This window comes from Exiguobacterium sp. s6 (genome assembly GCF_018618155.1).
GTDB lineage: Bacteria > Bacillota > Bacilli > Exiguobacteriales > Exiguobacteriaceae > Exiguobacterium > Exiguobacterium mexicanum_A.
Window position 1 is genome coordinate 1,771,818 of the sequence record NZ_JACSLN010000001.1, and the last position, 12,272, is coordinate 1,784,089.

Here is a 12,272-nt window from a genome sequence, read left to right on the forward strand (position 1 = left end):
TGTATCTGTCCAAAAAAGCAATCTGTATTAACGTGATTCAGGAAAGTTACACTTATCCTGCCGTTTCCTAGTCAGTATAAAACGGGTTGTTATAATAACGCAAAAAATATGCTCACTTTATAAAAACGCTTACATCAACACGTCTTTTCCCTTATTTCGCCTCTGTATCATTTTCATTTCACCTTCTGTACCATCTAAGCGAAATGACTAATAAATATGATATAATTGGTCATATCGCAATGGGAAAGGAAGTTTTGCATGTTAACGATGAAAGATGTGATTCGTGAAGGAGACGAGCGGCTCCGCGCCCGCTCAATCGAAGTGCCGGTCCCACCGACGGCAGAAGACCTCGCGCTACTCGACGAGATGGAGACGTTCCTCGTCAATAGCCAGGATCCAGAGATGAGCGCGAAGTATGAACTTCGGGGCGGTGTCGGCATCGCCGCACCACAACTCGGCGTCAATCGCCGCTTTTTCACGGTCCTGCTCCACGAAGAAGAAGAGACGTTCAAACTATCCATCTTCAATCCGAAGATTACGAGCCACTCGGTCGAACAGACGTACTTGAATGGCGGTGAAGGCTGTCTATCTGTCGACCGTGTCGTCAAAGGCAACGTGCCCCGATACCGACGCATCACGATTGAAGGGTTCGACCGTGACGGCGCCCCGATTAAATTGCGGCTCCGCGGTATGCGCGCCATCGTCTGTCAACATGAGCTCGACCATTTAGATGGGGTGCTCTTTTACGACCGCATCAACACGACCAACCCGTTAGAGACCTACGGTGAGCCGATTTGAGGTGACGAGCTTGAAGAAAAAGGCACTGTTGTTAGTATTCCCATTTCTGTTTCTTTTAATCGGGGGATGTGTCCGAATCGAATATGATGCGACCGTCCACTACGACCAATCGGTCACGTTAGAGACGACGTATGCTTTCCGCGACCATCCGGTCATGAAGCTGCTCAATTTGCGGCTCGATTGGGATACATGGAAACAACAGGCGAATGAGAACGGATATGCGACACGTGACTACTCGAGTCAAGACGACTATGAAGGCATGGTGCTCAAGAAGACGTTCGACAACGTCGATGACCTCCAAAACATTAAAGAGGAGTGGAAGACCGGTCCGGCCGGTATCCTCGTCCCACCTGATATGAAGTTTGATGTCGACAAAGAAGATGGGATTTGGTTTGACTCATACGTCATGAACACGAACCTCGACCTGCGGCTCGACCGCGTCGATTTGCCAGGTCTGAATTTAAGCGGCTCCCCGAAACAACTGGCCGAACGTTACGTTCGTCAAGCCGATATCCGGTTCAATCTGACCGTGCCGACCGGGGTGTTCGTCGAAGACGGTACTGGACTCGATGTACGGTCGATGAAACATGTCGAGTGGCAAGTGTACGGTGGCCGTCAAAACAACATGACGCTCGTCGCCCACGTGCCGAACGTCAAGGCGTGGATTATCACAGGCGTCATCATCGTCGTCCTTGGCCTAGTCGCTTTCTTTGTTTGGCGGAAATATCGTCAAAACGTCGGTAATCCGGACAAGACGTCGATTCGTTCTCGCATCTTCGGCGGCTTCATCCTCGTCTTGACCCTCGCGTTGATTATCGTGACGATTCGAGAAGAGTTGACGACGGAACGGAAATCTGAGGCGATTCGCCAAGCGGCGCAGACGGACGAGTTCATCCCGACGTTCGCCGTTCACGGCTTGCTCGGGACCGACCGCACATTCCTCCGCTTCTCGCAGTATATGGAACAGCGTGGGCTGGCGAAAGATGGTGCCCTCTGTACCGTGACGGTGAAAGGCGCGGCCGATTGCGTCATCAATGACTACAGCTCGAACCGACCGATTGTCCGGATTGAATATGAGGATGCCGAGGCATCGCTCAACAACCAGACGAAGTGGTTGAATGCGGCGATCGAACGCTATAAACAGGAACGAAACCGTTCGTTCGACCGGATGTATTTGATCGGTCACAGCATGGGCGGTGTGGCGGCAGCGAACTATATCTTGAATCAAGACGAATACATCGTCGATAAGTTCGTGACGTATGATAGTCCGTTCGCCGGAACACGACTTGCCAACTTCGGTCTGTCCGCCAGTAATTTCGGGATCAATACCGGCAGTCCTGCCATCCGGGATTTGTCCCCGAGTTCTGACGGGTTGCAGGCGTTCCAAGAAAAACTTGAGACGTGGCCACGCTCCGTCCAAGTGTTCTCCTTCTCGGGACGCGGTGGCGAGTTCAACTTGATTGAGCCAGCGAGTTCGCTCTTGCTCGAAGAATATACGAACAACATCGAGACGGAAACCGTCCCATACGATCACTTCTCGCTCCACCGGAAGACAGACGTCCTCCGCGACACAGGCCGGTTCCTTTACGAGTTCACGAACGAATTCAATCCAGTCGAAACGAAATGATGAAAACCCGCTCTCTTTGTGAGAGCGGGTTTTGTTCGTCGTCATGTCGATGGTAGCCCGTCCACAACAAAGCCCCCTTCACAGGAAGGCGGGCTTGTGTCAGTAGGTCATCGTCCAAGTGAGTTTCTGGATCCAATAAATCACATACTTTCCGATTGGCAAATCGGTCTGAATCTCATCATAGGCGAGCGTATACGTTCCTTGCTCGTTGTTCCAGAGACGCTTGAAGTACCCGTCGACCTCGCGGATGAACGCTGTCTCCTCGGTCGTGACGACTTCAACGTCCGCTTCGAGGTTATAGTCGTTCATGTTCCGGGTCGTATAGTTGGCCGACCCGATGACGACGACTCGACGGTCCCCTTCCACGTACAGCATCTTCGGGTGGTACTGCTCTTCGCCGACTTCGTACCACCGAATCTCGATTTGCTCCGGGTTCACCGTGTTCAATTCCGCGGCGACCGGCAAGTTCGGCAATCCTGACTTGTCGCGCCCGAACGCGTTCGTATTCGGGTCAAGAATCAGTTTGACGAAGACGCCGCGCTCGGCGGCCTCATGAATGGCTTGAATGATGTTTCGGTCGGCCAAGTAGAACATGCCGATCCAAATCGTCTCACCTGATTCCGCTTCTTCCATCGCCTTGATGACGGCGTCCTGAATCTTGGATTCCGTGACGTAGCGGATTTGCATCGGGCCTTCCGACGGCTCGTCGCGCAGATTCGCGAGTTTCTCCTCGCTCGGGAAACGTTCGGCATCCCCTTTCGAGAACGTCGCGATCGCTTCCTCCCCTTCGAGGATGTCCGCTAAAATTGGACCGTCGAGCCGGACGCCTACGTTCGAATGATAGCCGCTCGCATCGTGTGGGTTAGCCGATAAGACGAAGCCGTCATTCTCGGTCACCATCACTTTGCGGTGGTTCGCTTTCACGTTCAACAGCCGTAAATACGACCGGATCGTGATGTCCGGTGCCGATTTGGCCATCGGGTTCGGCAACCAGCCGTTCTGGCTGTCCCCGAACCATTGGAACCCGATCCGATACAGCGTCGAGTATAAGATGTTCGGGTCGCGGAGCGCATCGAGGTTCGTGTAGACGATTTCCGCGCCCGCTTCCTTCAACACATCCAAATGGTCGGCCGCATGACCGTTATACGTCGTATTGATCTCATCGGTGATTAAGACGACGTTCATGTCCGGATAGGCTTTCATCTGTTCGAGCAAGGCCGATGATAGACTGGCCGTGATGTCCGGATATTGCCGGTCTTCATTCGAATATGGGTTGAATAAGAAAAAGTCCATGACGATATATTCCCGCGCCTCGCGGATTGACCGCTCGACGTCTTGAAAGATCTCTTGCTCGTTCACTTCCGTGTCTTCCCCTTGATACGTCAAATCAAATAAAAAATCGATTTGGTCATCCGAAATCGCGACCGGTTCCGACGCACGCGACACGCCGTCCGGCACCGGTTTGACTTGATGGTATACCATCGTGATGAGGAAGAGTAAGGCGAATGCGGCCAGGCCCCATTTCAACCAACCTTTCTTCCGTTTCTTGCGTTCCATCAGACACCATCTCCTTTATCTTTGTCCTCTAAAAAACGGGCTGTAGTCACCTACAGCCCGCTCGGTCATACTTCCATGATGATCGGAAGAACCATTGGGTGTCTTCGTGTTTTTTGTGCCAAGTATGGCGTGAGCGTATCTGAGACGAGCTGCTTCATCTCTGACCACTTCATCTGCTTGTTCGACAACCCTTGCTCGACCGTCTTCTTGAGCAAGCGCTCGCCGTCACGAATCAAGCTGCCCGATTCGCGCATATAGACGAAGCCGCGTGAAATGATATCCGGACCTGAGACGAGTTTACGCGTCTTGCCGTCGATGCTGATGACGACGACGACGAGTCCGTCCTCTGAAAGGATGCGGCGATCGCGCAAGACGATATTGCCGATGTCCCCGATGCCGTTTCCGTCGACGTACACGGCGTTGGCCGAGATTTTCCCGGTGATGGCGGCCGAGTCGGCGTCGACGGCGAGCACTTCACCGTTATCCATGATGAAGCTGTTCTCTTTCGGGATGCCGACCGATTCGGCGAGTTCGGCGTGTTTCACCAACATGCGATACTCCCCGTGAATCGGCATGAAGAATTTCGGGTTGAGCAAGCGGATCATGAGCAATTGCTCTTGTTGCGACCCGTGACCCGACGTGTGGATGTTCGTCAATTTTCCGTAAACGACGTCCGCGCCGGCTTTATACAATTGGTCGATCGTTTTCCCGACCGAGATGGCGTTACCCGGAATCGGAGATGACGAGAAGATGACCGTGTCGCCAGGAATAACCGATACTTGACGGTGTGTTCCGTTGGCGATGCGGCTGAGCGCAGCCATCGGCTCACCTTGCGAACCGGTACAAAGGATTGCCACTTCATGCGGCTCATAGTTCCGCATTTGATTCGCTTCGATGATCATGCCTTTTGGCACGTTGATGAAGCCGAGCTCTTGCCCAATCGTCATGACTTTGTCCATCGATCGACCGAAGATAGCCAAATGGCGGCCTGTCTCGGCACAAGCATCGACGACTTGTTGCAGACGATAAATGTTCGAGGCGAACGTGGCGAAGATGATGCGGCCTTCCGCTTTCCGGAACGTCTCGCTGATCGTCCCGCCGACGACTTTCTCACTCATCGTGAAACCTTCGACTTCTGCGTTCGTCGAATCCGACAAGAGACAGAGCACGCCTTCTTTTCCGATGTCCGCCATCTTCGCGATGTCAGCCGGTTCGCCGACCGGTGTGAAGTCAAATTTGAAGTCACCCGTATGAACGATATTTCCTTGTGGTGTCTTGACGACGACACCGAGTGAGTTCGGGATCGAGTGGGTCGTCCGGAAGAACGAGATGCTCGTCTTACGGAATTTAACGATCGTATCCTCATCGATTTCGTGAAGTTCCGCTTCGCGGAGCAATCCATGCTCCTCTAACTTCACTTTAATCAAGCCGAGCGCGAGCTTCGTCGCGTAGATCGGCAATTTCACTTGTTTCAACAGGAACGGGATACCGCCGATGTGGTCTTCGTGACCGTGGGTGATGAACACCCCTTTGACTTTATCTTTGTTTTTAATCAAGTACGAGTAATCAGGGATCACGTAATCGATTCCAAGCAAGTCATCCTCCGGGAACATGATGCCCGCATCGATGACGATAATCTCATCTTGGAATTGAACGACGTACGTGTTCTTCCCGATTTCTCCGAGTCCGCCTAAGGCAAACACAGCTGTTTGGTGGTTTTTTACAAACTTCATTTAATCTCTCCTTACTACAAGTAGTTGATGTTCATCTATGTGATACATAAGTGATTCTCGCTATTAAAATTATGTCTCCGTAAGATTCTTTCTTCATTATAGCTTATATTGTGACAATATTTCACTAATGACGTTAGATTGAGGGCGGTTTCTCAATTTCATGTTATGCTTTTTAGTATAAAACTGACTTCATAAAGACAGAGAAAGCATGGTGAAACAACATGGAAGATAAGAAAGTAGTCTTTTTTGATATCGATGGGACGTTGCTCCACGAAGGGTCGTACATTCCACCTTCGACAATCAAAGCCATCGAACAACTCCGCGCGAACGGCGTCGAGACGTTTATCGCGACCGGTCGCGGTCCGGCGATGTTGTCGGACATCCCCGCACAAGTCGGGATTGAGAGTTTCGTCTGTTACAACGGACAAATCGTCGTCCATCAAGGTGAGGTCGTCTACCGAAATGCCTTACCGACAGATGCTCTCCACCGTCTGACAACGCATGCGGGCTCGAACGACCACACGCTTGTCTACCTCGGCCAAGATCGGGGCGGAGCGACGAAAGCAAACGACCATGTCGTCGAACAGTCGCTTGGAGAACTCGATATGCCGATCCCGACTTACGAACCGAACTTCCATATCGAACAAGCCGTCTATCAGACGTTACTTTACTGTACACCGGAAGAAGAGCATCATTACTTGGACGCGTACGGCGAATTTGATTTCATCCGTTGGCACCCCCACGCCATGGACGTCATCAATCGCGGGGCGAGCAAGGCCGATGGCATTCGCCACTTCATCGAGGCGAACGGGTACAGACTCGAAAACACGTATGCGTTCGGCGACGCCTTGAACGACTTGGCAATGCTCGAATACGTCGGGACCGGTATCGCGATGGGCAACGCCCGGACCGAGGCGAAAGAAGTTGCCGACTTCGTCACAAAGTCGATTCTCGAGGATGGCATCGAGTACGGCTTAAAACAAATGAAGCTCATCTAAAAAAACGAGAGGCGCGCGCCTCTCGTTTTTATCTAGACCGAAGGGTACGTTCGAGTCGGTCCAAGTCTGTATCTTTGCCGATAATAATCAAGATATCTTCTGGCAGAATCATCTCGTCGGCTTGCGGGGAGATGATGACGTCGTCGTCGCGGCGAACGGCGACGATGTTGACGCCGTATTTAGCACGGAGGTCCAAGTCGATGAGCGATTTGTTCGACAACTTATCCGACGCTTTGATTTCAACGATCGAGTGCTCGTTCGAGAGTTCGAGGTAGTCGAGGATGCTTTGACTCATCAACCCGTTCGCGATCCGAACACCCATGTCGCGTTCCGGGTGGACGATGTTATCGGCTCCGATGCGGCGCAACACTTTCTCGTGATAATCGTTCGTCGCCTTCACGGTAATGATTTGAACGCCGAGCTCTTTCAAAATGAGCGTCGTCAAAATCGAGGCTTGAATGTTTTCCCCGATCGCCACGATGACGTGCTCAAAGTTACGAATGCCGAGACTCTTCAATACGTTCTCGTCTGTCGTATCCGCGATGACCGCATGTGTCGCCAGTCCCATAAACTCGTTGACGCGTTCTTCATCGGCATCGATGGCCAACACGTCATAACCGTTCGCCGACAATTCACGAACGATTGAGCCGCCAAACCGTCCTAATCCGATGACTGCAAATTCACCTGTCATAATTTCATACATCCCTTTCCTACGCTGTTTCTGTTCCCGATTCTTCGTACAGTGTAACCGATTCCCTCCAAAAAAACTATACAAAAAAAGACCGGAATCATCCGGTCTTATGCTTTACCACTCGAACGCTTTCCGCGTACATAGTCATTGTCGAACAAGAACAGGCGAAGTAAGAGATACAGCGCCGGTACGAGGAGGAGCAATCCGAGGATGAAGACGACGACGAGTGCGACCGCCATCGATTCGTTGACGACGCTTCCGTTGATGTCGATGTACGGATAAAGGATATATGGCAAGTGCGTATAACCATATCCGAACCAAGCCATGAAGAATTGACCCATGACCATCAAGAAAGCGAGGCCGTAGTTCCGCTTCAAGTAGACGAATGAAACCGCTACGACGAAGAAGATGAAACTTGCGGCGAACCACCACCAGTTGCCTGCCAAAATGCTCTCATAATGCCAAGCCGCCTGCGACTTCAACCCGAAGAAGACGAGGCCCGAGGCGATAATCGTCGGCACGCTCCAGAACAAGGCCCACTTCCGAACGAGCGGGACCGCTTGAACGTCACGCGCTTTGTCCGCGTAGAATAAAAGGAACATGGCACTGATGTAGAGCACCGACACGATTGCCAAGAAGACAACGGTCCATGAGTAGAAGTTGGTGAACAACTTCATGCCGTCAAAGAAGACGCCGGACTCGGTCTCATTGATGAACCCGCCTTGACTGACCGTGAGGACGGTCGACATCGAGGCTGGGATCAAGAGGCCGGTTGCCCCGTACAAGAACATGTAAAACGTGCTCTCTTTTGAACCGTAGTTGGCGAACGCATAGAAGCTCCCGCGAATCGCCAACAAAATCAAGACGACCGAAGCCGGAACGAGAAGTGCTGTCCCGTAATAGTAGGCCGTATCCGGGAAGAACCCGACGATTCCAACGAAGAAGAAGACGAAGAAGACGTTCGTCACTTCCCATGTCGGTGACAAGTACCGCTGAATCAGACGGTTGATCATGTGGTCACGCTTCGTGTACTTACTATAGAAAGCGAAGAAGCCGGCACCGAAATCAATCGATGCGACGATGAGATAGCCGTACAAAAACGTCCATAGTACGGCAATCCCTAGTTCTTGAATCTGCATGTCATACCCTCCGATCACACTTCATCCGCGAACATCGCTTCACCGCGATGCTCCGATTGTTTTAGTTCTTTCCCTACTGGGTTGTCCTTGAACAGACGAGTCAAGACGAGCACCGTGACTACGCCAAGAACTGCATACAGGATCGCAAAGGCGATAAGCATCCAACCGACGTTCGCTGATGTCGTGGCCGCTTCACTCGTGCGCATCAAATCATAAAGCGCCCAAGGTTGACGACCGAACTCGGCGAAGAACCAGCCGAACTCGATGGCCATCATCGCGAGCGGACCACCCGCTGCGATGGCGATGAGCATCGGTTTACTGAATTGCGGTAACCGCTTGATATAGCGTCCGAGGACGAACAAGAACGAAATCAGTGCGAGGAGCATCCCGATCCCGACCATCGCATCAAACAGATAGTGGATGAATAGCGGTGGCTGGTCTTCTTTCGCGAATTCATCAAGACCTGTTACCTCGTAGTTCGGTACGCCGCCAGCTAAGATGGACAAGGCGTATGGAATCTTCAAAGCGCCACGTACTTCGTAACCGCCTTCCCCGTCTTCCTCGAGCCAGCCGCCTAGGATAAGCTCAGCTTCCGAGGAGGTTTCAAAGTGCCACTCCGCAGCCGCCAATTTATCCGGCTGGTACTTCGCCAAGTATTTCCCTGAGAAGTCCCCGACAAGAGCTGTCGCGATTGCGAAGATGAGTGCGACGGTCATCGTCAAGCGAAGTCCTTTTTTGTGATACTCGATTGACAACTTGTCGAGCTGGTTCCGTCGCTGACGGAGCAACTGGACGGCCGCGATCGCCGCAAGGATGAACGCCGACGTCAAGATAGCCGACGTCAAGACGTGCGCCATTTTCGTTGGCATCGCTGGGCTGAACATCGCTTCAAGCGGGCTCACGTTGGCAAGCCGTCCGTCGACGATATCAAATCCGACCGGTTGGTTCATGAAGCTGTTCACGGTCGTAATGAAGAAACCTGAGAACAAGGCACCGACCGCGACCGGAATCCCGAGAAGCATATGGTGCCACGGGTTTTTAAATCGATCCCACGTGTACAAATAAATTCCGAGGAAGATCGCCTCAAAGAAGAACGCGAACGTTTCCATGAACAATGGGAGTGCGATCGTTTGACCGGCTACCCGCATCAAGTTCGGCCAAAGTAAGGACAGCTGAAGCCCGATTGCCGTACCCGTCACAACACCGACCGCTACTGTGACAACATAGCCCCGTGACCAACGACGGGCCATCAAGGTATATTTCGGATCTTTCTTTTTAATGCCTAGAAACTCTGCCAATAAAATTAAAAGTGGAACCCCGACGCCGATTGTGGCAAAAATCACGTGGAAACCCAACGTGAGTGCCGTTAACGCCCGGCTCATCAGGACAGGATCTTGAAACATCTATTGATTACCTCCTATCTCTCTCTAGCGCTTTAAACCAATGTCTATCGCGCAACATCACAGATGATTTCCCTTGGATACCCTTATCATAATGATTTTATATAGCGCTGTAATGTCTCAATACTTGAGTTCGCAAAATGTTCACATTTGAGCATGATTAACAATATCGACGCTTTACAAGTCTTATTTACTTCCCGAATTTTTAACCGTTCACGCACAATTCAACACATTTTGCACAAAAAAAGCGGACATGGTCATGTCCGCTCCCTTCATTTAATGATCGCTGTTCGAAAGAAATGATCGAACAGCTCGATGGCGACATCGATCGCCCGCTCGTCCGGATTGAGCGTTGATTGATGAAGCCCTGAACCCATATCGTTCACGCCAAGCCAAACCATGAAGCCCGGTACTTGCTTTAACATGTAACCAAAATCTTCGCCGGTCATGGCAGGGACACACGTCTTGTACGAATACCCGACCTCTTCGACTACTTCTTCAAACTGGAACAAATAACGTTCGTCATTGACGACCTCGTGATAGCGATTGCCGAACTCAAGGTCGATTTGAACGTTATACGTCATCTCCACTCCGGCGATGATTTGACGGATACGCCCTTCGAGCACGACCATCTCCTTATCCGACAGCGCACGGATCGTCCCGTCGAGTTTCGCCGTGTCGGCGATGATGTTCTCTTTCGTGCCGGCCGCGACCTTACCGATCGAGATGACAGCACTCCCCATCGGATCGATGTTCCGTGAGATGACCGTTTGAAGTTGCATGATTAAGGCAGCTTGGACGATTACGGCGTCAATCCCGGCATGCGGGAAGGCCCCGTGCCCGCCTTTCCCGTGAATCGTCAGATGCAGTTCACGCGCACTCGCGAACAAGACACCCGGGCGCGAGGCGATCGTGCCGACCGGATATTCCGGAGCCACATGAAGGCCGAACATTGCATCGGGACGGAAATGATAGAACAGTTCCGACACGGCCATCGGCTCAGCTCCGCCCGGACCTTCCTCTGCCGGTTGGAAAAAGATAACGAGGTCGTGGTCGAGCGGCTCCTCGACGGCACGTTTGATCAACCCAAGGGCGATCGCCATGTGAACGTCGTGACCACAAGCGTGCATCATCCCCTCATGGACCGAGGCGAACTCGAGTCCTGTTTCTTCTGTGATCGGCAAGCCGTCCATGTCGGCTCGGTACCCAATCGTCTTCTCACCGACAAGCCCATCAACCCGGACGAACAGACCGGTGCGCCAGTGTGAGATATGCACCCGCGGCGAGTTCAGGGACCGGATCAACTCCTCAAGCGTCGCCTGTGTCTTAAACTCTTCATAACCTCGTTCTGGAATCAAATGTAACTGCCGTCTTGCTTCAATTGCCCAACTCATTCCACACTCTCCTTTGTCACTTCATCCACGATTTCCCAAAATGCCTTCACTTGCGCCAACTCGAGCATCGATTCGGTCGACAACATCCACGTATCTCGGACGAGCGGTGTCCCGTTCGACGAGGTGAGCGGAATCTTATTGATCGCCTCGACATCGCGGATCGTCGACTCCGGCAAAATCGCGAAGCCGATTCCATGGAGCGCCATCTGTTTGCACGTCTCAATCTGATCAACGACGAGCGTCGTCAGCGGCGGGCTCGAGAACCGTTCCTGCCACCATTCGAGAATCTCTTGATAATAGGTCGAGTCGCTCTTGAATTGAATGAATGAGCGCTCGTTGTTTTTGAGTTGCTTTAAATCGGTCATCCGCATATCGACCAAGTGGAGCGAATCTGAGAACAGTTTCATCTTCTCGCCGCGCCAGTCAGGGTTCCCTCGGATGATACCGATATGAAAATTTTCTTCTAGCATATAGCGCATCATCTCGCTTGACCAACCCGTGACGAGTTTGACCCGGACCGACGGATACCGCTCCATGAATCGTTTCAAGACGCGGGGCAGCCAATACTGTCCCATGATGGATGCGACGGCGATTTTTAATGTACCGTACACCTCACCTTGTTGCGCTGTCAACTCCCCACGCAGCTCCTGTTCTTCGCTGTACATCTTCTTTGCGAAGTCGATGATTTTTTCTCCGTCTGGTGTGAGCGCGAGCCCGCGCGTCGAACGGACGAATATCTTTTTACCCCATTGGTGCTCGATCGTGACGAGACGTTGACTGAGTGCGGGCTGGGAGACGAATAACCGCTCCGCTGCTTTGCGCATGTTCAACTCCTCGGCGAGGACGATCAACACTTCCACTTCTGATACTTGCATGACGTCACCTGTTTCTCTATCGTTTCAAAGATTGTATACTGGATACGTTATTGCTTCACT

General features: G+C 52.0%; 10 protein-coding genes. 3 read left to right on the forward strand and 7 right to left on the reverse strand.

The features are described 5' to 3' along the window. The first annotated feature begins 258 nt into the window (after positions 1-258). Together def and KNP75_RS09180 are read left to right on the forward strand one after the other, a co-directional pair. Positions 259-798, forward strand: a complete 540-nt coding sequence (gene def, locus KNP75_RS09175) for a peptide deformylase (RefSeq protein ID WP_021066993.1) — start codon at positions 259-261, stop codon at positions 796-798. 1 nt (position 799) lies between these two features. Next, a complete protein-coding gene (locus KNP75_RS09180) occupies positions 800-2,425 on the forward strand; it encodes an alpha/beta hydrolase (protein WP_215190412.1) in 1,626 nt (541 codons plus the stop codon). 99 nt (positions 2,426-2,524) lie between these two features. On the opposite strand, the gene KNP75_RS09185 is transcribed toward KNP75_RS09180, so the two are convergent. Further along, on the reverse strand, positions 2,525-3,982 hold the full coding sequence (locus KNP75_RS09185; protein ID WP_215190246.1) for a phospholipase D family protein: 1,458 nt from the start codon (positions 3,980-3,982) through the stop codon (positions 2,525-2,527). Positions 3,983-4,047: 65 nt separating this feature from the next. Then, on the reverse strand, positions 4,048-5,715 hold the full coding sequence (gene rnjA / locus KNP75_RS09190) for a ribonuclease J1 (RefSeq protein ID WP_034777003.1): 1,668 nt from the start codon (positions 5,713-5,715) through the stop codon (positions 4,048-4,050). A 221-nt stretch (positions 5,716-5,936) separates the two neighbouring features. Between rnjA and KNP75_RS09195 the strand changes: the two genes are divergently transcribed. Then, on the forward strand, positions 5,937-6,713 hold the full coding sequence (locus KNP75_RS09195; protein ID WP_034777002.1) for a Cof-type HAD-IIB family hydrolase: 777 nt from the start codon (positions 5,937-5,939) through the stop codon (positions 6,711-6,713). Between the two features lie 28 nt (positions 6,714-6,741). Here KNP75_RS09195 and KNP75_RS09200 read toward each other — a convergent pair whose 3' ends face one another. The 5 genes from KNP75_RS09200 to KNP75_RS09220 form a co-directional block, all read right to left on the reverse strand. Then, positions 6,742-7,404, reverse strand: a complete 663-nt coding sequence (locus KNP75_RS09200) for a potassium channel family protein (RefSeq protein WP_034779811.1) — start codon at positions 7,402-7,404, stop codon at positions 6,742-6,744. Positions 7,405-7,511: 107 nt separating this feature from the next. Beyond that, the gene (locus KNP75_RS09205) at positions 7,512-8,543 is read right to left on the reverse strand and encodes a cytochrome d ubiquinol oxidase subunit II (RefSeq protein WP_034777001.1); all 1,032 of its coding nucleotides are present in this window, start codon (positions 8,541-8,543) and stop codon (positions 7,512-7,514) included. A gap of 14 nt (positions 8,544-8,557) precedes the next feature. Continuing rightward, positions 8,558-9,946 carry a cytochrome ubiquinol oxidase subunit I gene (locus tag KNP75_RS09210; RefSeq protein WP_034777000.1) on the reverse strand — a complete coding sequence of 463 codons (1,389 nt, stop codon included), beginning with the start codon at positions 9,944-9,946 and terminating at the stop codon, positions 8,558-8,560. 269 nt (positions 9,947-10,215) lie between these two features. Next, the gene (locus tag KNP75_RS09215) at positions 10,216-11,337 is read right to left on the reverse strand and encodes an N-acetyldiaminopimelate deacetylase (RefSeq protein ID WP_034776999.1); all 1,122 of its coding nucleotides are present in this window, start codon (positions 11,335-11,337) and stop codon (positions 10,216-10,218) included. Then, a complete protein-coding gene (locus KNP75_RS09220) occupies positions 11,334-12,212 on the reverse strand; it encodes a transcriptional regulator CcpC (RefSeq protein ID WP_034776997.1) in 879 nt (292 codons plus the stop codon). The genes KNP75_RS09215 and KNP75_RS09220 overlap by 4 nt, the downstream gene beginning before the upstream one ends. Between the last annotated feature and the right edge of the window lie 60 nt (positions 12,213-12,272).